General features: G+C 54.3%; 20 protein-coding genes. 6 read left to right on the plus strand and 14 right to left on the minus strand.

The features are described from left to right. Positions 1 to 4 precede the first annotated feature (4 nt). From kwaB to guaB, 6 genes are all read right to left on the minus strand, one after another. Positions 5 to 1,003 carry an anti-phage protein KwaB gene (gene kwaB, locus ACT3RQ_RS10365; protein WP_444680437.1) on the minus strand — a complete coding sequence of 333 codons (999 nt, stop codon included), beginning with the start codon at positions 1,001 to 1,003 and terminating at the stop codon, positions 5 to 7. Next, positions 1,000 to 1,584, minus strand: a complete 585-nt coding sequence (kwaA, locus tag ACT3RQ_RS10370; RefSeq protein ID WP_444680438.1) for an anti-phage protein KwaA — start codon at positions 1,582 to 1,584, stop codon at positions 1,000 to 1,002. Before kwaA ends, kwaB begins: the two co-directional genes overlap by 4 nt. Then, positions 1,581 to 2,990: a restriction endonuclease subunit S gene (locus ACT3RQ_RS10375; RefSeq protein ID WP_444680439.1), complete on the minus strand. Its 1,410-nt coding sequence runs from the start codon at positions 2,988 to 2,990 to the stop codon at positions 1,581 to 1,583. Before ACT3RQ_RS10375 ends, kwaA begins: the two co-directional genes overlap by 4 nt. Beyond that, positions 2,980 to 4,695: a class I SAM-dependent DNA methyltransferase gene (locus tag ACT3RQ_RS10380; protein ID WP_444680440.1), complete on the minus strand. Its 1,716-nt coding sequence runs from the start codon at positions 4,693 to 4,695 to the stop codon at positions 2,980 to 2,982. Before ACT3RQ_RS10380 ends, ACT3RQ_RS10375 begins: the two co-directional genes overlap by 11 nt. Positions 4,696 to 4,820: 125 nt before the next feature. Continuing rightward, the gene (guaA, locus tag ACT3RQ_RS10385; protein WP_444680441.1) at positions 4,821 to 6,398 is read right to left on the minus strand and encodes a glutamine-hydrolyzing GMP synthase; all 1,578 of its coding nucleotides are present in this window, start codon (positions 6,396 to 6,398) and stop codon (positions 4,821 to 4,823) included. Between the two features lie 94 nt (positions 6,399 to 6,492). After that, entirely contained in the window at positions 6,493 to 7,962 is a 1,470-nt protein-coding gene (gene guaB / locus ACT3RQ_RS10390; RefSeq protein WP_087108029.1) for an IMP dehydrogenase, read from the minus strand. Between the two features lie 216 nt (positions 7,963 to 8,178). Here guaB and ACT3RQ_RS10395 point away from each other — a divergent pair, with 216 nt between their 5' ends. Both ACT3RQ_RS10395 and ACT3RQ_RS10400 read left to right on the plus strand, forming a co-directional pair. After that, positions 8,179 to 9,909 (plus strand): SWIM zinc finger family protein, encoded by a 1,731-nt coding sequence (locus tag ACT3RQ_RS10395; RefSeq protein WP_444680442.1) that lies wholly within the window; start codon positions 8,179 to 8,181, stop codon positions 9,907 to 9,909. A gap of 106 nt (positions 9,910 to 10,015) precedes the next feature. Further along, positions 10,016 to 10,768 carry a hypothetical protein gene (locus ACT3RQ_RS10400; RefSeq protein WP_444680443.1) on the plus strand — a complete coding sequence of 251 codons (753 nt, stop codon included), beginning with the start codon at positions 10,016 to 10,018 and terminating at the stop codon, positions 10,766 to 10,768. Between the two features lie 20 nt (positions 10,769 to 10,788). Here the strand turns inward: ACT3RQ_RS10400 and ACT3RQ_RS10405 are convergent, their stop codons facing one another. After that, positions 10,789 to 11,301 (minus strand): opioid growth factor receptor-related protein, encoded by a 513-nt coding sequence (locus ACT3RQ_RS10405; protein ID WP_444680444.1) that lies wholly within the window; start codon positions 11,299 to 11,301, stop codon positions 10,789 to 10,791. Positions 11,302 to 11,410: 109 nt separating this feature from the next. On the opposite strand from ACT3RQ_RS10405, the gene xseA reads away from it, so the two are divergent. Next, a complete protein-coding gene (gene xseA / locus ACT3RQ_RS10410; RefSeq protein WP_444680445.1) occupies positions 11,411 to 12,751 on the plus strand; it encodes an exodeoxyribonuclease VII large subunit in 1,341 nt (446 codons plus the stop codon). A 142-nt stretch (positions 12,752 to 12,893) separates the two neighbouring features. Here xseA and ACT3RQ_RS10415 read toward each other — a convergent pair whose 3' ends face one another. Continuing rightward, a complete protein-coding gene (locus ACT3RQ_RS10415) occupies positions 12,894 to 13,466 on the minus strand; it encodes a carboxymuconolactone decarboxylase family protein (RefSeq protein WP_444680446.1) in 573 nt (190 codons plus the stop codon). 39 nt (positions 13,467 to 13,505) lie between these two features. After that, positions 13,506 to 14,831, minus strand: coding sequence for an aspartate aminotransferase family protein (locus tag ACT3RQ_RS10420; RefSeq protein WP_444680447.1), 1,326 nt, complete (start codon positions 14,829 to 14,831; stop codon positions 13,506 to 13,508). 210 nt (positions 14,832 to 15,041) lie between these two features. Between ACT3RQ_RS10420 and ACT3RQ_RS10425 the strand changes: the two genes are divergently transcribed. After that, complete coding sequence (locus ACT3RQ_RS10425; protein WP_444680448.1) at positions 15,042 to 15,959, plus strand: MurR/RpiR family transcriptional regulator; 918 nt, start codon at positions 15,042 to 15,044, stop codon at positions 15,957 to 15,959. Positions 15,960 to 16,277: 318 nt separating this feature from the next. Here ACT3RQ_RS10425 and argA read toward each other — a convergent pair whose 3' ends face one another. The 3 genes from argA to ACT3RQ_RS10440 form a co-directional block, all read right to left on the minus strand. Beyond that, the gene (gene argA, locus ACT3RQ_RS10430; protein WP_444680449.1) at positions 16,278 to 17,594 is read right to left on the minus strand and encodes an amino-acid N-acetyltransferase; all 1,317 of its coding nucleotides are present in this window, start codon (positions 17,592 to 17,594) and stop codon (positions 16,278 to 16,280) included. Positions 17,595 to 17,782: 188 nt separating this feature from the next. Continuing rightward, on the minus strand, positions 17,783 to 19,048 hold the full coding sequence (locus ACT3RQ_RS10435) for an inorganic phosphate transporter (protein WP_172118183.1): 1,266 nt from the start codon (positions 19,046 to 19,048) through the stop codon (positions 17,783 to 17,785). 9 nt (positions 19,049 to 19,057) lie between these two features. Continuing rightward, entirely contained in the window at positions 19,058 to 19,738 is a 681-nt protein-coding gene (locus tag ACT3RQ_RS10440; RefSeq protein WP_193055358.1) for a TIGR00153 family protein, read from the minus strand. Between the two features lie 137 nt (positions 19,739 to 19,875). Here ACT3RQ_RS10440 and ACT3RQ_RS10445 point away from each other — a divergent pair, with 137 nt between their 5' ends. Both ACT3RQ_RS10445 and ACT3RQ_RS10450 read left to right on the plus strand, forming a co-directional pair. Beyond that, positions 19,876 to 20,793 (plus strand): CYTH domain-containing protein, encoded by a 918-nt coding sequence (locus ACT3RQ_RS10445; RefSeq protein WP_444680450.1) that lies wholly within the window; start codon positions 19,876 to 19,878, stop codon positions 20,791 to 20,793. Between the two features lie 88 nt (positions 20,794 to 20,881). Beyond that, positions 20,882 to 21,757 carry an ion transporter gene (locus ACT3RQ_RS10450; protein WP_444680451.1) on the plus strand — a complete coding sequence of 292 codons (876 nt, stop codon included), beginning with the start codon at positions 20,882 to 20,884 and terminating at the stop codon, positions 21,755 to 21,757. A 54-nt stretch (positions 21,758 to 21,811) separates the two neighbouring features. On the opposite strand, the gene ACT3RQ_RS10455 is transcribed toward ACT3RQ_RS10450, so the two are convergent. Then, on the minus strand, positions 21,812 to 22,588 hold the full coding sequence (locus tag ACT3RQ_RS10455; protein ID WP_444680452.1) for a 5'-nucleotidase, lipoprotein e(P4) family: 777 nt from the start codon (positions 22,586 to 22,588) through the stop codon (positions 21,812 to 21,814). Positions 22,589 to 22,816: 228 nt separating this feature from the next. Beyond that, a complete protein-coding gene (locus ACT3RQ_RS10460) occupies positions 22,817 to 23,440 on the minus strand; it encodes an L-threonylcarbamoyladenylate synthase (protein ID WP_087108002.1) in 624 nt (207 codons plus the stop codon). Between the last annotated feature and the right edge of the window lie 34 nt (positions 23,441 to 23,474).

The following is a 23,474-nucleotide window of genomic DNA, read 5'->3' on the forward strand; positions in this document are numbered from 1 at the left end:
CGTGTCACTCATCGGTCTGATTACTATCAGTAGAGGATGAGTCATTTGTTTCCTCGTTATCTACGCTATCTTTCGCGACGCTTGTATAGTGGTAACTAGTCAGCTCAGAGGTAAGGTAATTGTCCATCAGCAAATTGATAAAAAGATCTTTCGACACTTTTGTGTCAAGAAGAATTTTATCTTCATTCTCGTTGAACCTGATCCTTCCCGCTAATCTGGGGAACGTTTTACAGAAGTCAACAATCGTAGTGCTGGGGATGCCGGCTTTTATGACAGGCGATGACTTGGCAACTTTTGTTAATTTTCGTGCGTACTTAACATCTTCAATAAGTTCGTGAAGAACATCTGGGTTTTCAACTAGCGAGGCACTTTCGATAGCGCTGATCCCAGAAGCGGCCTCTCGTTTTATTACGTCGTGAAAGCCAAAGCTTTTCTCCAGAGTGGCTAAATCTATCACTAATAATGAATCATCAATGCGCAGCATCTGGAAGCCGGCACTGACTCGAAGAAACTCATCGTTTAGCTTTTCAAGACGACTCTGCGACTTCTTCAAAAAGAAGCTCGACCTGCCATAGATATTGATGGACGCCATTGTTTTATATAAAACAAGTTGACCGACGTTATTTCCGATCTCGATTAGCAATGATTTTATTGACGAAAGGCTTTCATCATTCAAATTCAAGAGAGGCAAGTTATCTTGCGTAATGACTTTTTCTAGAGAGGTTAGTTCAACCGGAAGCTCAAGATCATAAACATAAACTGCATCAACTCTCTCGTCCGAGGATGAAAGGTTTAATATTGACAGCTCGTCTTTATCTAAAAGGGTATCTCGCAGGCTATCCATAAACAGTTCTTTAAGGCCACCTAGAGCATCGGCCTCAATGTCAAGCTTAACTGGATCAGATGAATCCTGGTTTTTCAGCACAGCATAGACTGTGACTCCGATATCATCGTAATCATCAAAATAGTTGTTAAGAGATTTTTTCAGATTTCCTGCGTTCATTCGGCACCCCTGCGCACATAATAAATTCTATCATCCAACCGGATGTAAGAGACTTTTTGTTTTTCTGATAATCTTCCTCGGCAAATAACCACAATGCCGTTCCTCTTACCATTTTTGAAGCTCCCGTTAGCTTTATATATATGAAACCCTAAGAGAGCCAGAGATGGATTCGCATAGAAGAGATCTGTTTTTATGTAAATTATTCCCATCACAACCAAAAGCAGCGCCAGAACGATCATTTGTCGGCCACTGCCAAAATCAAAGCTGATCAGAGGCACAACATAGGTGGCAAGGAATGTAAGGTGCTCGTAATTAATGTCTTCAATATTGTCTATTTCGAAAGGTATGTTGGTGGTTCCTTTCAGATCATAATCAAAGCGGAAATAGGAAAAAATGCAATATAACAAAGCCGCTACTGATATTATCGGAAGAATATTGTTAGAGGCTAAGCCTTTCCATGATTCAAAGTTGCTCCAGCTAAATGAGGATGATGGAAGCTCCGTCGAAATAACTAAGAAGAACACGAAAAGCAAGGCTAAGGACAAGAGGTATAAGTCAATTTTCCGACGGGTGTCACTCATAGAGCCATCTCCTTGGAGACATGGGCCTCTCGAAAATCTTCCCTCTCAGTAAGGGTAATTTGACCAGAGAGAAGCTTTGGCAGCAGAGCATCACGCAATATAGATAAGATTGTTGTTTCAAGTCGAAGCTCGATCTGCTCATTCAGTATGTTCTCCAGTGTTTTGCCGGTACGCCGAATGATGCTTCCATCAGGAACCGCGCACATAGCCCGCTTGAGGTGTTCACGCTTTATATGCCCCATGGTGACCGCTTTGTCCGCAGCGATGCGCTGGAATTCCTCAAGGTGATGTCGAGTGAAGTAGAAATACAGCCATTTGGGGTAAGTCTCGGAGGTTACCTTGAACAAATGTTGGTTTAGCGCTGCTCTGCCTCCACACCACGTATCGACCATTAATGAGCCAGACCAAGAAAATACAACATCCCCATTTTCGATGATGCAATCTGGTTTGATATTGGGGGATGCTTTTTCCTCGTGATCTGCGTATCCCTTTTTGAGCTGAGCAATTTTCACCACCGGCAGGTAGTTATCTTCGTTTTCAGGTCGGAATTTTTGGAGAGCCAGTCCGTTCTGGTACTTGGCTATCTGGTCGAGAGCCAAGCATTCCCACCCCTCCGGAATTTCCCCTAGCTCACTTTCCTGCATCGCTGAGGGAAACAGCGCAACGGTCGAACGCAGCTCGGCGTACTGCTCGGGCTGTTCGGTCTGGAGACGGGTTAGCTCCACTTCATTTTTGCCAGAAATGGCCTGCATAGCAGCCAGATTCATCCAAGTTTCCAGGTCTGGCAATGAATCGGCATCATCGGCGTAGCAAACCGGAGAGGCGGATTCGTCTGTAGGTTGCATCGCGTACCAGCGCTCCCTGGCAGCAATCTTGGCTTTAACCGGCTCGAAATCAACAAACCAGCTTTTGAAGATGGCTTGGGCCATCTGTTCGAGGGTTTGGTTGATTTGGTTGTTATTTGTGAGCTTGCGATCAAGAGCTGACATTATCTCGGCAATCTGATCCTGTACGTGGCGAACAGGCCACCACACTTCCATTGGGTGCACATGATTTCTGTTTAAAGCGGGGTTCGCAGCGCCAACGTCCATTTTTTTTAAGACGTCGCTCATGTTGAGGAAAAAGTAGTAAACAAAGACCGGATTGTTGTCTTTGAAGTCCTTAACCCACAACGTGGTATCGTGGGGCCAGAAGTCCTCTTGCAATAAAAACGTCGTACCGAGGCTTCCTTTTCGTCCGAGTACAACGCCAGGAGCAGTTACTTTTGATTCATTATGAAAGCTTGAAACCCCGCCTGATGACACAACAGGAACCGTGCCGGGTTGTTGTTGTTTTTTCGTAATATCAAAGCCACGTTGCAAGGTTAGCTGGGCGCCGATGGTTGTCTTTAAATAATTAGCACTCATACCCTAGCCCCCCAAGATTCCGCTTGATCTCAGCCTCCAGCCGGTCACTTTCCGCAAACTGCTCTCGCAACTGGCCGGTCAATCTCGCCATCTTCTCCGCAAAGGGCTCCCCGTCATCTTTCTGCTCCTGAGCGCCCACATAACGGCCCGGCGTCAGCACAAAATCATGCTTTGTGATTTCGTCCAAGCTAGCCGATTTGCAGAAACCAGCGATATCTTCATAGCCTTCACCACGCTGCCAGGAATGGAAGGTGTCGGCGATCTTGGCGATGTCATCATTGGTGAAGTCACGCATCACCCGGTCACGCATATAACCGAGATTGCGGGCGTCGATAAACAGCAGTTCCTTTCGGCGGTCGCGCTTCTTCTCGTTGCGCACCATGCCATTGGCTTTGTCTCTGGTCAGGAACCAAATGCAGGCAGGGATCTGGGTATTGGTGAATAGTTGGCCCGGTAAAGCGACCATGCACTCTACCAAGTCTTCCTCTACCAGCCGCTTGCGGATTTCGCCTTCGTTATTGGTGTTTGAGCTCATAGAGCCGTTGGCCAGTAATAGGGCCATGCTGCCGGTCGGTGCCAAGTGGTGGAGCATGTGCTGCATCCAGCCAAAGTTAGCGTTGCCCTTCGGCGGAGTGCCATACTTCCAGCGCACGTCCTCAGCCAGGGATTCGCTCCACCAGTCTTTGATGTTGAACGGCGGGTTGGCCATCACGAAGTCGGCGCGTAGGTCGGGGTGCTGATCATCCAGGAATGTGTCGGCATTTCTCTTGCCGAAGTTGAAGTCGATGCCCCGGATGGCCATGTTCATGGCGGCCAAGCGCCACGTAGTTGGGTTAGATTCCTGACCATACACGGAGATGTGCTTTTTCTGCTCGCTGGGGTCGTACTGCTGCTCTTTTGCGTGCTCTTCGATGAATTTATCACTGGAGACGAAGAAGCCACCGGAACCCATGGCTGGGTCGTAAACACGGCCAGAGTAAGGCTGCAGCATTTCGACAATTAGGGTCACGATACTCTTAGGGGTGTAATACTGGCCGCCCTGCTTACCTTCAGCGAGGGCGAACTGGCCCAGGAAGTATTCGTACACATGGCCAAGGATGTCTTTGCTCTGCAGGCTCAGCCTCTCACCCTCAAAAACTGGCTTAGTAAATGAGGTGTCAGAGAAGGTGTTGACCAGGCCCAGTAGCTTGTCGTTGTCTAGTTGATACTGGCTGATGCGATTGAGAATGCCTTTGAGCTTAGTGTTGCTCTTTTCAATCTCTTCCAGGGCGTTGTCGATTAACCAAGAGACAGAACGCAGCTTTACTTCAGCACCGGTACCGTCTTGCCACAACACGCTACCCACGGGCAGCACAGCTTTCTCTTTTAAGGTGCTCCAACGAGCCGGCCTGGGCACCCAGAACACATTAGCTTCACGGTAGTAATCCAATACCTCAAGCTCTTCAAGCAGCGCTTGCTGGTACTCCTCGTCGCTATCGAAGTCGTCGCGGGGCAGGTAATAAATATTGTCGTTGTTCTCGGTTTTGAACAGCTCCAGCAGTTCTTCCTGGCGTTCCTCGAAGGAGTCGGACACGTACTTCAGGAAAATCAGGCCCAGCACCACGTGCTTGTAGTTGGCGGCATCCAGGTTAGCGCGCAGCTTATCGGCGGCTTTCCAGAGCTTGTCGTCCAGGGACCTGAGGAATTGCTGTTCCGTGTTGTTCATCAACTACTCACTTGAATTAAATAACTGGCCTTATGCTACTGCAGCCAAGCGCCAGATGTCATTGCTACCACTCACAAAAAACCCGCCTTGCGGCGGGTTCAGAACCTTAGAAACGAAGGAACCAATCACTCCCACTCAATAGTAGCAGGCGGCTTACTACTCACATCATAAGTCACCCGCGAAACCCCACCCAACTCATTGATGATGCGATTGGAGACAGTCTCCAGCAGCTCATAGGGTAGGTGCGCCCAGCGGGCGGTCATGAAGTCGATGGTTTCAACTGCACGAATGGCGATGACCCACTCATAGCGGCGGCCGTCGCCTACTACGCCTACCGATTTAACCGGCAGGAACACGGCGAATGCCTGGCTGGTTTTTTCGTACCAGCCGGCGGCGCGCAGTTCTTCGATGAAGATGGCGTCGGCCTCTCTAAGGATGTCGGCGTACTCTTTCTTCACTTCACCCAGAATACGCACACCCAGGCCCGGCCCTGGGAAGGGGTGGCGGTACACCATGTCGTAGGGCAGGCCGAGTTCCAGGCCAAGCTTGCGCACTTCGTCTTTGAACAGCTCGCGCAGCGGCTCAACCAGCTTGAGCTTCATGGTTTCCGGCAGGCCGCCCACATTGTGGTGGGATTTGATCACGTGCGCTTTGCCGGTTTTGGAGGCAGCGGATTCGATCACGTCCGGGTAGATAGTGCCTTGGGCCAGGAACTCGACGCCTTCAATCTTGCTGGCTTCTTCATCGAACACGTCAATGAAGGTGTTGCCGATGATTTTGCGCTTGGCTTCCGGGTCTTTCTCGCCTTTCAGCTTGCCCAGGAACAGGTCTTCGGCGTCTACACGGATCACCTTGACGCCCATGTGCTTGGCGAAGGTTTCCATCACCTGGTCGCCTTCCGCTTTACGCAGCAGGCCGTTATCTACGAATACACAGGTCAGCTGGTCGCCAATCGCTTTGTGTAACAGCGCGGCAACTACGGAAGAGTCTACGCCGCCGGAAAGGCCGAGCAGTACATGGCGGTCGCCGACCTGCTCGCGTACGCGCTGTACCTGGTCTTCGATGATTTGGGCAGGTGTCCAGCGTTTTTCAGCTTTACAGATATCCAGCACGAAGTGCTCAAGAATCCGCTGGCCTTGCAGGGTGTGGGTCACTTCCGGGTGGAACTGTACGCCGTAGAACTGCTTCTCTTCCCAGACCATGGCGGCAATTGGGCAGCTGGGTGTGGAAGCGGTAATGGTGAACTCGGCAGGCGCTTGGGCAACCTTGTCGCCGTGGCTCATCCATACATCCAGCAGGGCTTTGCCGGTTTCGGTGTCTACGTGATCTTTGATGTCTTTGAAGAGTGCGTTCTCAGCGTCGATGCGGATTTGCGCGTAGCCAAACTCGCTCTTGTTGGAGCCTTCTACCTTACCGCCCAACTGCTCGGCCATGGTCTGCATGCCGTAGCAAACGCCAAACACGGGCAGGCCCATTTCGAACACGCACTGCGGCGCACGCGGGGAGTCCAGCTCGGTCACGGACTCCGGGCCACCGGCCAGGATGATGCCGTTGGGGTTGTACTCGCGGATCTCTTCTTCGGTGATGTCGAAGGCGCGAACCTCAGAAAATACGCCAATTTCGCGCACCCGGCGGGCGATCAACTGGGTGTACTGCGAGCCGAAGTCGAGAATCAGGATTTTGTGGGCGTGGATATCATTCATGGCGGTATCTCGAGTAAGCAGTGGAGGTACTGCTGGTAAGGCCGAAAAGCAAGCGGCGGAGCAATGCCCGCCGCCGTGTTACTTAAAGCGCTGGTTAGCTCACCCGGTAGTTGGGAGCTTCTTTGGTGATCTGCACGTCGTGAACGTGGGATTCGTTAAAGCCAGCACCGGTAATCTGGACAAATTCCGGCTTGGTGCGCATTTCCTGAATATCGCGGCAGCCGGTGTAGCCCATGGAGGCGCGCAGCCCGCCCATCATCTGGTGAACGATGGCGCTCATCATGCCTTTGTAAGGTACGCGGCCTTCGATACCTTCAGGCACCAGCTTCTCGGCACCGGCGTCCTTATCCTGGAAGTAGCGGTCGGCGCTGCCCTGGTTCTGCGCCATGGCGCCCATGGAACCCATGCCACGGTAGGCTTTATAAGTACGGCCCTGGAACAGCTCGACTTCGCCCGGTGCTTCTTCGGTACCGGCCAGCAGGCCACCAACCATCACCGCGCTTGCGCCAGCGGCAATTGCCTTGGCCAGGTCGCCAGAAAAGCGTACGCCGCCGTCAGCAATCAACGGAATGTCATACTCTTTAAGCGCAGCGGCCACGTTGGAAACGGCGGTGATTTGCGGCACGCCCACACCGGCCACAATACGCGTGGTGCAGATGGAGCCTGGGCCGATGCCCACTTTCACGCCGTCGGCACCCGCTTCGGCCAATGCTTTGGCAGCGGCGCCGGTGGCAATGTTGCCGCCGATGACCTGAATGTCCGGGTAGTGCTCTTTGATCCAGCTAACGCGGTCAATAACGCCTTGGGAATGGCCGTGAGCGGTATCGACAATGATCACGTCCACGCCTGCTTCCGCCAGTGCGATAACACGGTCCGGGGTTTCCGGGCCGGTACCTACGGCAGCGCCTACTAACAGGCGGCCATCGCTGTCTTTAGCGGCCATCGGGTAGGTGCGGGCTTTTTCGATATCCTGGAAGGTGACCAGGCCACGCAGGTGGAAGGCGTCATCGACAATCAGCATTTTCTCAATGCGGTGTTCGCGCATCTTGGCTTTGCTGGCTTCAAGATCAGTGCCTTCCTTGACGGTAATCAGTCGATCACGCGGGGTCATGATATCGGCCACGCTGTCGCCGACGTTCGGCTGGAAGCGCATGTCACGCTCGGTCACGATACCTACCAGCGTTTCGCCTTCCACCACCGGAAAGCCGGAGAAACCGTTCTCTTTCGCCATGGCGAGAAGGTCTTCAAGCTTGGCCTTGGGGCTAACGGTGACCGGGTCTTTTACGATGACGCTTTCGTGCTTTTTGACCTTGCGCACTTCCGTGGCCTGCTGGGCCATGGTCATGTTCTTGTGAATGATGCCGATGCCGCCTTCCTGAGCCATCGCAATCGCCAAACGCGCTTCGGTCACGGTGTCCATCGCAGCAGAAACGAGCGGGATATTAAGCGAGAGATTACGGGTCAGGCGAGTTTTGAGACTGACATCCTTGGGGAGGATATCGGAGAAGCCAGGAACGAGAAGTACGTCATCGAACGTAAGCGCTTCTTGGGCCATACGTAGCATAGCGGCAACACCCAATTTGATGTGGGAAGAAGGGGCGTGAAAAGTTAATCCCCCATTATAGCGTTTTGAGGGGTTCCCCAGCAATGCTACTGCCCCTACTCAACGTCACTGCTCCTGCTTGACTCGCTGCTAGCGCATATCCCGTGACGGCCATCACCCTACAGTTAATGTTAACTTATACGTCATTTAGCTCTATAGAAATGTCAGGTGGCGACAATGGATGAGACGTTAATTTCAGACTCACAGCTGGTTATGTTGGCGGGTGATGCGGCTTTTTCCCGAGGGGTTCAATATTACCAACAGGGCATGGTGATCCATTGGGATAAAAGCGGTTCCACCATTAGCGCTGACGTCGAGGGCAGCGAGCTTTACCATGTGGCATTGAAGTTAACCAAGCAAGGTTTGAGCGGAGGTTGTAATTGCCCTGCCTCCGAAGGCATTGATTTCTGCAAGCACTGCGTGGCCGTTGCGCTAGCGTTCCGCGCAGAGCAAGCCAAGCAAGCACAACGGGTAGAAGGCGACACTTCAGATCGCATTCACGCTTACGTTGAGTCGTTAGACAAACCCTCGCTGGTCGAGGCTCTGTTATCGCTTATTGAAAATGACCCTGTGCTGCACCAACAGTGGTCGTTGAAGTCGGATGCAGCACTTGGCGTGCTGGATCACAAAGTGCTGAAAAAACGCATCACCGCTGCGTTTCCCATCAATCGTGGGTTGTTCCGCTATTCTCAAGTGAGCCACTATTTCAGTAAGGCAGAAGCCGTTATTGAACAGTTGGCCGAACAGGTGCCGCAACTCCCCCCAGTAAAAAGCCTGGCACTGGTGGACTACGCACTCGCGCGCATGGATAAAGCGCTGGAAACCATTGATGACTCCGGCGGCTTCCGTTTCCACTGCGAACACCTCTTGCACACTTTGCATATTAAGACCGTAAAGCGGCTCGATTGGCCTGCCAACAAACTAGCAGACTATCTCTATGAAAAATCATTTGGCGGGGAAGAGGATCGATACCCACCCATTCCCGATGCCTATTTGGATGTGCTAAGCCAAGCGAGCCAAAGCGCCTACCATGAGCGCCTGCAACAAGCCCTGGATGAGCTGCCGAACCAAGCAGCCACCATGGAATGGGATGATCGCTACCGATTGACTCGCCTGCGCGAGCCGTTACTCAAACGTGCGCAAGCCGCCGGTGACCTGCCCGCAATGCTGGCGCTGTATCAGAAAACCATCAGCGATGAGAAGGACTGCCTAGAGGCTGCTGAGCTGTGTATAGCGTATGAAGCCTGGGACCAGGTGGCAGCATGGCTAACGTATGCTGCTGAGTGCGAGGCAAAAAACGACTATCGCTGGCGGCTTGAACGCAACCGGCTTGAGATACGCCTAAAGCTGCATCGCGGCGAAGCAGACGCGGCGGCAAAGCAACAGTGGGGGATCTATCAGCATACCCAGCAGTTGGAAGATTACCGGCAGCTAGTAGCGCTAATAGAAGCACATCAGCTAGCCACCGATTATCGCCAACGGGCCTGTGACTGGTTATTAAAATGCATCACCCAACCGTCGGAGAAGATGTCTTTCTACCAAGCACAGCGGGCAAAAGACAGCTTATTGGAAATTTACTTGCACGAGGGTCGTTTGGACGATGCCCAAGCATTGTGCGCTGAGCATAAAGTATCAGCGCACTTGCTGTACCAATTAGCCAAATCCCTGCCCTCTCCCGATGCCCAGATACCGCTCTACCTACGGTTGGTACGGCTATATGTGGAACAAACCAATAAGCAGGGCTATCGCCAAGGCATCGCATTACTGAAAGAGCTGAAAAAGAGCCTGAAAACTCCAGCTCAATACACCGCTTTCGCGCACATGCTGACGCAGTTATGTAGTGAATTTAAAGCCAAGCGGAACTTCATTAAGTGGTTGAGTGAAGCCTTTCCAGACACGCTCAAATAAGAGATAGTCGTCAGCCAACTCAACCAGCGCTCCAAGCAGCCCCTTGAGCGAATAATATGGCTACGAGGTGTATCATGCTGTTTATTATTAATAAAAGGTAATGACAATGGCAAACCAACCTAGGCAGCTCTACTACAGCAATCCGGATAACATCACGGGAGCACGTGTTTCGCGCGATATGATGGTGATACTATGCAGTGCGTTGGGGGAAGCGCTTGACGATCCAGATACGCGTCATTTCATTGGCAATACGCGTATTCCCAATGAGCGGGAACTCTACGGTACCTTTATCAAGGCGCTGCTCAGTGATGGCTTTAATAGCCAGATTGGCCACATTGCCACTGAAGTACAGGTATCTCGTCAGACAGATGACGCCAGCGGCAAAGGCCGAGTGGATATCATTTTCGACTATCGCAGCACCAGCTTTCTCGTCGAACTGAAAGTCATTCGTGCTTCTGTGAATGGTCGTCAACCTGGTGAAGAGTACACAACAACTACACAGCGGCTCGTTCGCCCGTGGCAGAAAGCCGTCAATCAGCTCATCGAGCTTGATGAAACAAGCCTGGGAAAAGCACTAAAGAAGAAGGTCATCAAGCTCCCTATCGCCCTCTACCTGCATGTAGATAACAGACAGAAGGGCAACATGGAGCAATGGGAAGCACTCAGCGCTGCAACACACGAAAGGATCGTATCTCAGTTAGATACCGACGTGAATAATGATGACCCCGCGAGCCACCACTTCAGCTACTTCCAGCCACTGACAGACCCAGTGACCACATCACGCCGAAGAGGCTGTCTCGTTGAAGGAACGCCAGACGTAAGGCTTTACGGCTTTTCTATTATTGCGGCATGCCAGTAACAATAACCGAATAATACAGGCTACTCCTTATGTGCCTCGCTCCAATACTGGATAGAGGCATTCGAAACGATGCCCTGCTCGGTACCAATGTGTATGACGGCTTGCTGAAGAGCCAGCGCCAGATCGCACTGGTGGCAAAGTGCCAAAGAACGAATCATCCGCGAGATACGTAGGTGATTATGCCCACCAGCTTTGAGCCAAATATGGTCACGGATATTGAGGCTCGGTTGGGCTGTAATGGTGAGCCCATCGCGCACTAAACCCAAAAAACTTAACATCACATCCAGCGATACTCGCTGCTGCTCGCGTAACACACTATCGTCGTGAAACACTTCACGCTCGACATCAGTCAGTCGCGGAGCAAAACCGTTAAAACGGCCAGCCTCGGGAATGGGAAAAAGCCATTGAATATAATCATGGGTGTGCTCCAGCCAGAAGTGCGACAAGGCCCAAATGGCATTGATATAGCGCCCTTTATGATCTGGTGCCTCGCTACGGTAAAAAGCGATCAGCGGTGTAAGCTGGTGGCTCATAGCATTTCCTCGTGATTCCCTCGGTAATACAATGATACTTTGAAGTAACGACACCACTTTACTCGACTAGCCGTAAAGATTCCTGGATTCCCTAAAGCAAGGGATAGCAATGAACGCACCAATGCCCACTGCACTCTCCGTCAGCCAACTCAACCAGCGCGCCAAGCAAACCCTTGAGCGCGATGTGGGCGAAGTGTGGGTGGAAGGTGAGCTTTCCAATGTTTCGCGCCCGGCGTCCGGGCATATCTACTTCACGCTTAAAGATGACCGCGCCCAAGTGCGCTGCGCGCTGTTTCGTCAGCGGGCACGCTTTGTGTCGGCGCCGATGCGCGATGGCGACCAGGTAAAACTGCGCGGGCGGGTGTCGCTGTTTGAGCCGCGCGGTGACTACCAGCTGATTGCCGAAGCCGTGCAGGCGGCAGGGCTTGGCGAGCTGCTGGCCGCCTTTGAGCGCTTAAAAGCCCAGCTGGATGCCGAGGGCGTGTTTGCCAATACGCGTCCCCTGCCCTTTCCGCCGCGCAAGATTTTGATTTTAAGCTCTGCCACCGGCGCGGCTATTCGTGATGTACTGGCCGTTTTAGCGGCGCGCTGGCCTCTGGCGGATGTCACGTTAATCCCGGTGCCGGTACAGGGCGTGGAAGCGGCACCCGCAATGATCGCAGCACTTGGGCTACTCAACCGCCAGGCACGGTTGGACCCTGAGCGCGATGTGGTGTTAATCACACGGGGCGGCGGCAACCTGGAAGATTTATGGGCGTTTAACAACGAGCACTTGGCACGGGCGATTTTTCATTCACGCCTGCCGGTAATGTCAGCGGTGGGCCATGAGGTGGATGTCACGCTTGCAGATTTTGCCGCCGATGTACGCGCCCCTACACCTTCCGCTGCCGCCGAGCGCCTGGTACCGGATCAACACGCTTTGAAGCGCCAGCTAGTTGATCAGCAAAGCCGCCTGCACCGCGCCATGCAGCGCCGGTTGGAGCGCGATAGCCAGCAGCTGGATAGCCTGCGCGCACGGCTTCGCCACCCCGGCGAGCAGTTAAACCGCCAGCGCCAGCACGTGGCGACCCTTGCCCAGCGTTTAAATCGCGCTATGCAGCAAACGCTTACTCAGCAGCAGGCAAGCGTAACGCAGCTGGGCAAGCGCTTGGCGAGCCAGGACATGGCGCGCCTGCACCGCGCAGAAAGCGAGCGGGTGGGCCAATTGCACCGCCGTATGGAAAACGCCATGCAGCGCCAGCTTCAACGCCAGCAGGCGCGTTTAACCAGCGCCGCACGGGAGCTTAATGCGATTAGCCCGCTGGCCGTACTGGGCCGGGGCTACGCCATTGCCCAGGATGACAAGGGCCAGGTCGTGCGCCGCGCCGAGGAGACCAAACCTGGCCAGAAACTCTCGCTGCGTTTGGGTGAAGGCAGGCTGAATGTCGAGGTAAAGCGGCGGTTTAAGTAGGGATGTATTGAAGATACCTACGTGAGTAACTGCGTGGTCTCGGGCAGCCCGTAGCGGGGGTCTTTCGCCAAGGATGGCGAAAGTAGCGCCCAGGGAAGGGTTCACAGCGCCCCCGCGTAGGGCTGCCCGAGACCTTAGCTTGCTATACAGGCGGCGGTGTTAGCGAAAACAGCCCTGGGTTCGACCGCGCCTCTTCTTGAATACCCTCATCAATCGGCGTGTCGTAGGTCTTGAGCAAATACCCCAGCACCGAATAGAAGCCGACCATGGCCATCAGGTCGATCACGGCTTCACGCCCAATCGCCTCGGCCAATGTTTCTTCCTGATCGCTTGCCAGCATTCGCTTGTCGAGTAGCGCATCTACCGCGTTAACAATCAGGCCATCAACGCCGTTAATTGATTCAGGCACGCCACGAATAGCGTTTATCCTCGCATCAGAAAACCCTAGCGCCAGCGCACGGCTGACATGGTGGGCCCACTCATAGGCCGACCCCAGGCGAAAACCGGCACGTAGAATCACCACCTCGGTTAACTCGGGGCCCAAGGCATTGTCCTTCACCACGTGCTGCCGCAACGGCGCCCAGGCGTTTAGCAGGGCCGGATGATGTGCCATGGTGCGGTAGACGTTCATCGCGCCTGCAAAACCTTCACGTAACTCTGCAAACGCTTCTGGCCAGTCGGCGTCGCTCATCGGCGGGCAGGGAGACTGCTTCATGGTGCATTTCCTCTTGTATTATTTGGCTATCGCGCCAGGTTATTCGGCTATTACGGCGTCAATCGCCTGAGCAATCCGTTCAATGAGTAGATCAATCTCGTCCGCATTAATCGTATACGGCGGCGCGAGCAGCACGTGATCGCCATACACGCCGTCAATCGTCCCCCCCATGGGATAGCTGATCAGGCCTCGTGCCATGGCCTGGCGTTTGATCCTGGCGTGAATCTTTCGAGCGGGATCAAACGGCGTCTTTAGCTCGCGGTCGGCCACTAGCTCGATGCCACGAAACAACCCCCTGCCTCGAATATCGCCCACGTAAGGTGACGCGCCCAGCGCTGCTTCAAGGCCGCTTTGTAAGCGCGCGCCCATGGCGTTTACATTCGCTAGCGTTTCAGGCCGCGCGATGATCTCGACAACCTTGTTCGCCGCAGCCGCCGCAACCGGGTGTCCAAGGTACGTATGCCCATGTTGAAAAAGGCCGGAGCCGTTGGCGAAGCCATCATAAATAGCGGAGGACAATAGCACAGCCCCAATCGGCTGGTAGCCGCCACCCAGGCCTTTGGCCACGGTGAGAATATCGGGCGTGATGCCGTCCTGCTCGCAGGCGAACAGAGTGCCCGTTCGCCCCATGCCGCACATGACTTCATCGAGAATCAGCAGTACGCCATGCTGATCGCAGATTTTCCGCACCCGCTTGAAGTAATCGGCCTCAGAGGCCACCGCGCCAAGGGTCGCTCCCACCACCGGTTCGGCCACAAACGCCATCACGCTTTCAGGGCCCAGCTCGAGAATCTTGGCCTCAAGCTCATCGGCAAGCCTTGCGGCATACGCTTCAGGAGATTCGTCGCTTGCCTTGTCACGGTAGGTGTAGCAGGGCGAAACGTGGTGCGTTTGAGGCAAAAGCGGCTGAAACTGCTGCCTACGCATGGCGTTGCCGCCAGTGGCAAGCGCGCCCAGTGTATTGCCATGATAGCTCTGGCGCCGGGCAATAATATGCCGCCGCTCTGGCCTGCCGGTTTCGACAAAATACTGGCGGGCCATTTTTAACGCGGCCTCTACGGCTTCTGAACCGCCGGATACCAGATAGACATAATCCAGCCCGTCTGGCGCCAGGTTCACCAACTGCTCGGCCAGTTCCTCGGCGGCATCCGTGGTGAAAAAGCCGGTATGGGCGTAGCAGAGGTTATCAATTTGAGCGCGCATGGCCGCCAGCACTTCCGGATGGCCGTGCCCCACACTCGTCACCGCCGCCCCGCCCGAACCATCCAGGTAGCGGCGCCCCTCGGTATCAGTGATATAAACGCCCTGCGCTGACGCCGCATGCGGTAACGCCTGACCAATACTGCGATGAAGAATACGCGTCATAGCCCTTTCCTCTTCAGATGACCATCAACCACCCTATTTAGAATAAGAGTGACACGACCGAGGTCGCCAATGCAACACACCAATCTTTAATTGAAAAATTAAAACAATTGGATCATTATTTTATCGAAAGCGCCCTTACCCTTGTGCGCAATCATCTAAAGCCCTTGGGCGTCTTCAAGAGGCAGCTCTGCTATGTCATCAAAAAGCCCTATGTCAAAAAGCTCTGCGTCAAAAAGCCCTGTATCGCAGAACGATCCGTTAAGAGAGCAGATCATTGCGCAGTTCGATGGCATGTCCACCCAGTTACAACAGGCCGCGCGCTACGTGCTTGAGCATCCGGAAGAAGTGGCCTTGGTGTCTATGCGCGAATTGGCGCGCTTGGCGGCGGTTCAACCGGCGACCATGACGCGGCTTGCCAAAGTGCTGGGCTTTCAGGGCTATAACGAAATTCGCGCCCACTATGCACAAACGGTGCGTCAGCGAAACGATGGCTTTGCGGCCAAGGTGCGCCAACGTGATGGTCAGGCGGCAAGCGCGCCAGGCAGTGATATTGCGCATCACATGCTGCACGGGTTAAGCGCCCAAATAGCCGCGCTTTGCGAGCCTGAACCGCTACAACGCTTGACCGCCATGGCCAGCAAGCTGGCTGCAGCCAAAAAAATCTATGTGCTGGGGTTACGTTCAAGCCATGTGGTGGCCTGGCATTTTCATTACGTCATGTCGCTGCTGGGCGAGCGCTCAGTTCATCTTGATGGGCCTGCTGGCACGGGTGGCGATGCCCTGATTCGTGCGAAACCGGATGAGGTGCTGCTGACCATATCCATCAACCCCTACGCGAGCGATACGCTAACGCTTGCGCAGCTAGCAAGAGATAAGGGCCTGGCGGTTCTCTCGATCACCGATAGCGAGGTATCACCGCTGGTGAGTATTTCCGAGCATACGGTTTACTTCGCCACTGAGAGCTACAGCTTCTTTCATACTCTGGCCCCTGCGCTGGCCATTTCGGAAGTGCTCTGCACGTTGCTGGCCGAGCGTGACCGCCCTGCCACGCTAGAAGCGCTGCAGGACGCCGATGACCACCTTGCGCATCTTAATACCTACTCGAATGCGCTCCCCCGGCGAGAGTGAACAGTACCGCTTTGGTTGGCTTCGGGCGGAAAAAGCATTGATGCTGCCCATAAAAAATGCCCGACCGAGGGCGTAATACTATTCGGTCACCGGCAAGCCTTAACCGAACAGCATTACACCTGAACGGTGGGGTTATTTTAAATACGTAAGCCAGGCACAGGTGTTAAAAACCAAAAGATGTTAAAGGCCAAAAGATGCAAGAGAGCTGGGCGGCTTTGCCGCCCAAATGCACCATCAAACTTCAACCCCGGCACCGCTGCGCGCTGCTCCCGCGGGTGCGCTGCGCTTACCACACGCTACGTTATTGACCTGACCTCGCTAAGCTTTCAGCGTTTTCAGTAATACCTTCGATTTACGTGCGTGGTTATAGGCTTCGCGCTTTAAAGGGGGTAACTCTTCAAGGCTGGCGGCCTGGAAGCCGTGCTCCACAAACCAGTGGGCCGTGTGGGTGGTTAATACAAATATTTCGCTAACACCGCGTTGGCGTGCGCGGCGCTCCAGCGCTTCCATTAAGCGCTCACCGCGTTCGCCCCCACGGTAGTTACCGTGCACGGCTACGCAGGCCAACTCGGCAACCGTGGTGTTAGGGAATACGTGCAGCGCGGCGCAGCCAATCACCATGCCATCGCGCTCGATAACCATATAGTCATCAATTTCATGCTCCAAACGCTCACGCGAGCGCGCCACTAGCATGCCACGGCGCTCCAGCGGTTCAAGCAACTCCAGAAGCCCTGCAATATCGTTGAGTTTAGCCGGGCGTAGCTGCTCGTAGCGGTGCTGGGTAATCATGGTGCCCACGCCGTCGCGGGTAAAAAGCTCACCCAGCAGCGCATCGTGATTGCGCCACGACAACAGGTGGGTGCGGGCCACCCCCTCTCGTGCAGCGTTGCACGCAGCTTGAAGGTGGCGGGCAAGCTCGCTGCCGGGCGGCGCACTCTCAAGCCGGGGTTCAGCATCGCCTGGCGTTAGCTGGCGCAGCAAGGCGCCCCCCTCATCCTGTAAGCCTTCTGATTCGCCCAGCAGGATCAACTTGTCGGCCTTGAGCGCTACGGCGGCATGCTGGGCAACTTCTGCGGCGTCCAGGTCGAACACTTCGCCGGTGCTTGAGAAACCCAGCGGCGGCAGGAGTACCAGCGAGCCCTTGTCGAGCAGCCCTTCAATGGCGCCAGCCCGAACGCGGCGTACTTCGCCGCTATGATCAAAGTCCACCCCCTCCCGAACACCCAAGGGCTTGGCGGTGACCAGGTTACCGGAAATCACGCTAAGCTCTACGCCATGCAGTGGCGTGCTGGGCAGGCCAAGTGATAACCGTGCTTCAAGCCAAAGCCGCTGGTGGGCAGCGACCTGCTCTACATGGGTCATTACGGCGCGGTCGGCCACCCAGCGTCCGTTAATGCGCATGGGTTCAACACCGGCCTGGCCAAGCGCTTCCTGCACTTGCGGGCGGGTGCCAAATACCACCACCAAGCGCACGCCCAAGGTATGCAGCAGGGCTAAATCCTGAATCAATTGCTCCCCACGGCCAGACGCCATGGCTTCGCCTTCAATCAAGATGACGAAGGTTCGCCCCCGGTGCGCATTAATGTAGGGGGATGCGTTACGAAACCAATCAACAAAGGGGAAATGCTTATCCAAGGGCCGCTCTCCGGCAGCAGGTGAAAGAAAAAACGACGTTTACAACACTACTCGCGCTACTTTACCAGAGCGCAAAAAACAGCGGCACCTTCTATTGCAAATCGGCTAGCGCAAATCTGCATGAAGGTGCCGCTGATCTTGAGGCTTTCCGTGCGGGCGTGCGCCGGGTGGTGCCGCCTGTTACACCGTTAGCCGAACATGCCTTTAAACATAAAGAAGAACACAATCGCTAAGCCTGCACCGGCGGGCAGGGTAATCAACCACGAGACAACAATGGTGCCAATAACGCGCAGGTTAAGTGCCGCCATACCGCGCGCCAGCCCGACACCCAGCACCGCGCCAACCAGCGTATGGGTCGTTGAAATTGGCAGGCCCGTGCCCGAGGCAACGACGACGGTACTCGCCGCGGCAAGCGTTGCGGCAAAGCCACGGCTAGGAGTGAGCTCGGTGATCCCGGTGCCCACGGTCGCAATTACCCGACGCCCATACGTCACCAGACCAACGACGATACCCGCGCCGCCCAATATCAGCACCCACCAGGGCACCAACGCCGCGCTATCAATCATACCTTCGCTGCGCACGACACTTATGACGGCGGCCAGCGGCCCCACCGCATTGGCGACATCGTTGGAACCGTGAGCAAAGGCCATGGCACACGCGGTAAAGATCATCAGCACGCCGAAAACACGCTCAACATTGGCATAGCCAAAGTGGTCATTGGCGTTCTTGGTGTACTTGATACGCCGCTGCATCACTATGCCAAGGCCCATGATCAGCACACCAATCAGAATCGAAAGCAGCAGGCTTTCGCTGAAGCTAAGATGCAGACCAACATGGGAAAGGCCTTTGGTCAGCGTCACCATGGCAACAATAAAGCCGACCAAAAATATATAGCCCGGCACATAGCGCTTGGCCGCCGCTAACGGATCTGAACTCTCGAAAATCAAGTGGTGTACCGACTTAAACAGCATATAGCCGATGGTACCGGCAATCAGCGGAGAAATAGCCCAACTAGAGGCAATCTGGCCGACCTTGTCCCAGGCCACCGCATCAACGCCTAGACCTACCGCCGCGAAACCGACGATGGCACCAACAATGGAGTGTGTGGTCGACACCGGCCAGCCACGGGCAGAAGCGACCATCAGCCAAATGCCTGCCGCCAACAGCGCCGACAACATGCCGTAAACCAAAAACTGTGGGTTGGCTTCAAGCAGGTTGGGATCGATGATGCCGCCACGAATGGTGGCGGTAACCTCACCACCGGCAAGCCAGGCACCTAAAAATTCGAAAATAACAGCAATGATGATGGCTTGCTTGATGGTGATCGCTTTCGACCCCACCGACGTTCCCATGGCGTTGGCAACATCGTTTGCGCCGACGCCCCACGCCATGAAAAAGCCAAATAAACAGGCCAGAATAATAAATATCTCGCCGTACTGGGCAATAATTTGCATTGGTTTCCCTTAGCGTGCGGTCAAAATCTGCAAGCGACTGCCTACGCGCTCAGCACGGTCAGACACTTCACCCACCCATTCGATAATCTTGTAAAGAAAGATCACATCGACGGGCGGTAGTTGGCTTTCAAGCTGAAACAGCTGGCGACGAATGGCCACCTGCTGACTGTCTGCCTGGTGTTCAAGGTTATGCAGCTCACGGATCATGTTGCTCATAACATCCGCGACGTTACGCCCAAAGCCTGACTCTAAAAGCTCCATCAGCTCTTCAAGGGCCTGGCGCGCTTGGGCCACACATGCCACGCTAGTCGCCATATAATCGCGCATCGGATCAGCGAGCTCATCAGGCACGCGCATTTTACGGCCTAGCATAATGCCGGTAATGTCGCGCACCTTGTTGGCGATTTTGTCCTGGACGCTAATCAAATCCAGTAGATCAGACCGTGAAACCGGCAGAAACATGGTGCTGGGCAGGTTGAGCCGTAGATCCGTTTTCAGCACATCCGCTTCGTGTTCTAAACGGGTTACGTTTTCACGCAGCTCAGTGGCGGTATCCCAATCGCCAGCAAGCGATGCTTCAAAAAACGGTAACAGTTGGTCGGCGCATTCATTGGCCTTGACGATGTGGGCCAGCAGCGGCTGGAATGGCGAGCGGCCAAACATCGCGGAAAAAGGGTTGGAGGTAACCATAGAGCCTTTTAGCCTGTTTTCGGGGGAGCCTGGAAATGGCGACGCCAGTATAAAGAGTGCGCTCGCCGCCGTCATGAAAACTTCATATTGGTAGCAAAAATTTAACCAGTACTTCACGTTTAAGAGTGGCTATTGTCATGAAAAATGCAACACCAATCGAAGTAGAGATAAAGCTTGCGCTTGCCCAAGCCAGTATTGAGGCGCTCAAGCACCACCCTTTTCTCGACACAAAAACACCGTTAATCCAGACCTTAGCCAATACCTACTTCGACACACCGACCCATGACATGGCCAACGCACGAATCGCGGTGCGTCTTCGTCAAGTTGATGGCCGCGTGCTGCAAACGGTAAAAACGGCGGGCCAGGGGGGTGGCGGATTTTCCAGCCGCCAGGAGTGGGAGTGGCCGGTCGCATGCGCTGAACTCGACCAGACAGGTCTCGCCGCACTGCCACCTTTCAGCGACGAGCCGGTCAATAATGGACCTGCCCACAAAGTGCTCAGAGAACGACTAACGCATCTAGCTCCCATACTGCGCACCGACTTTACCCGATATAGCTGGCAGCTCGACTGGCAGGGCAGCCAGATTGAGCTGGTACTGGATGAAGGCGAAGTTGAAAGTGGTGACTACCGCACACCCATTTGTGAAGTAGAACTGGAGCTTAAAAACGGTGACCCGCAAGCGCTCTGGTCGCTGGCGATTGCGCTGGCAGAACAGGTTCCGCTTCGCCCATCTGATAGCAGCAAGGCATCGCGGGGTAACGCCTTGCGCGCCCAACAGTGGCCGCTTCCTAACGCAACGACACCTGCTGAATGGCTACACCGGGCAACGCTTGCCCTTGATGCCTACCACGACAGCCAGCAGCGCCCGTTCCTGGACCTTACCCATGAGGCACTGACCCGGTTGGCCGAACACGCATCACTGCCTGAGGACATGAAGGCCCAGGCGGCTCACCTATCCACAGCGCTAGATGACGCTGGTCAACCCCGTATTGCCTATGGCGTGACGCTCCTGACGCTTTCCCATCGTTTAGCGCTGCAACGCGAGCTAAGCTAACCTTTACGTTGTTTTAGATAGATTCAAGCACGTTTGCCCATAGACCTAATCACTGTGATAAGTGATTGCTCATTTCATCAGGATCGCCATGAGTTTTAACCTGACCCCTGCCGCTGAAGGGCTTCGCACACAGCTGTTCCACATTATTTTCGAGTCCGACACGCCCACTGCCAAAGGATTCGATATTGCGCTGATTGTGATGATTTTGGGCAGCGTCGCCGTCATTCTGCTCGGCAGTGTTCAGGAGTTTTCCCAAGAGTATGGCTGGCTTTTCTACTACCTGGAGTGGGGCTTTACGATTCTGTTCACCGTAGAGCTTGCGGTACGCATCTACTGCCTTGAACGTCCTACTATCTATCTGAAAAGCTTTTATGGCGTGGTCGATCTAATCTCCATCCTGCCAGCCTGGCTGGTACTGCTGATGCCCGGCTTTCATGCGCTGGTGATTATTCGCATACTCCGCGTGCTGCGCATTTTCCGTATCCTGCGCCTGATGGAATTTGTGGGCGAAGGACGACTGCTGATCGAAGCATTAAAGCGTAGCGTGCGCCAGGTACTGCTGTTTTTCTGCAGTATTTTTATGGTTGTCACCATGTTTGCCGCGCTGATGTATACCATCGAGTCGCCGGAAAGCGGCTTTACCAGTATTCCCATGTCGATCTACTGGGCGGTGGTCAGCGTTACCACAGTGGGGTATGGCGATATCGTGCCGGGCACAGCGCTTGGCAAAGCGATTACTGTGCTTCTCATCCTGATTGGCTACTCGATTATCGCCGTGCCTACCGGCATTTTTTCAGCCCAGGTGATCCGCTCAATCCGTGAAGACCGCTACTCCGATGAAGCGTGCCCAGGATGCGGCCACGACCGGCACGAAAAAGACGCACTCTACTGCCTTCGTTGTGGCACCTGGCTGGATGAAAACAGTGAAGACCCGCGCAAAGAGAAACAGACTGAAGAGACGTAATCGCCTCAAGCGAAAAAGGCCGCCGGTTCAGGCGGCCTCTGCTTAATGTCTTGCTTAATTGTCTTCGAAGGGAGCCTGCCAGGCATCAAGCTCAGCGTTGCGCCAGCTGCCATAGGTCGCATTGGGGAACACGATCCAGTCCTGCCCAAACCGTTCAGCGTTTTCATCTACCAGCCGTTTCTGCTCCTCCAGCTCAACGCCAGCAAACACGTCAGAAAAGTCGTGAAGCGTATCGCCCAGTTGCATCACCAGCGCGTACTGCTCGGCCACGACGGCCCGACGCTCGCCTTTGGGCGGCCCCAGCAGCATAACGCTCTGCTCGGACACTTGGGGTAACCCTAACGTCTCCAGAGTGGCTAGCGTTGCCGACTTGTTTTCCTCATAGCGGTCAGAGACATAATAGATGGCAACGCCCTGCTCATCAGCAAATTCCAAAAAAGCTCTGGCGCCCGGAATCAGGCTCGGCTCACCTTCGCGCTCCCAGTGTTTCCACGTGTCCCAAGTCGTAAAGTCGTGACACGCCTGCATATCGCGCACCAATAACGCACTGTTATCAATAACGGTTTCATCAAGATCGGTAATGATAGCCAGCTCAGCGTCTTCACCATGGGCAGCTATCTGGTCCTTCAAGCGGTACGTTGCCAGCTCGAACCCCTGCCGCTGCAACGCGATGACTTCGGCAGCCTGCTGTTGGTAGCGAAGCCCCATTGCGTACTCATTCATCTCACAAGCGGCACTGTCGCTGGCCACAGCATTAACAGACACAGGTAACGCTGCCAGACTTGCGAAAGCCGAAGCAATAACGGCACTGCGATAACGGAACATCGTCATTAAGCACTCTCCATTTTTTATGATGATCGGGCGGAAAGCGAATTCCACTCAATTTATAAAAAATTATTATGAACATTTGGCGTTTTTAGCCTAATTTATTTTTATTGGTCATTCAAATAATAAAAATAGAGTATAACTGGCATGAAAGGTGACGATAGATTTACATCGGGAGTGCAGATAAACAGATCGCGCCATGCCTGGCAGCTGCCAGAGCATGGCGTGGGTAAGTCAGTTGGCGAAGGGAGCCGTGTCACCGCGTCCGGCACGGACAATTTTGGGCGGTAGCTCTCGCAGGTCGATGACGCTGGTGGGGTCCAGGTGGCAGGCGCCACCGTCAATAATCAGGTCCAAATGCGCTTCAAAGCGGTCACGAATTTCCTCTGGGTCGCTCATGGGCAGATCCTCCCCCACCGGAATCAGCGTAACGCTCATTAGCGGTTCGCCAAGCGCTTGCAGTAGCGCATGAGCAATCCGGTGATCAGGTACGCGTACGCCAATGGAGCGACGTTTGGGGTGCAGCAGCAGGCGCGGGACTTCTGTCGTGGCATCCAGAATGTAGGTGTACGGTCCTGGTGTATGCGCTTTCAGCAGCCGAAACACCGCATTATCTACCTTGGCGTAGGTGCCAATTTCCGAAAGGTCCGAGCACATCAGCGTAAAGTTGTGCTTGTCATCCAGCGAGCGCAACCATTTGATCTTTTCAATGGCCTTCTTTTCGCCCAGATGACAGCCTAACGCGTAACCTGAGTCAGTGGGATAAGCCACCACACCGCCTTTGCGAATAATCTCGATCGCTTGATCAATCAGGCGCTTTTGTGGGTTTTCTGGATGAATCTGGAAATATTGGCTCATTGTCTACTCCTGCCCGTGGGCGCGTTTCAGTCCA

This window comes from Halomonas sp. AOP43-D1-4, from assembly GCF_052446175.1.
Lineage (GTDB): Bacteria > Pseudomonadota > Gammaproteobacteria > Pseudomonadales > Halomonadaceae > Vreelandella > Vreelandella citrativorans.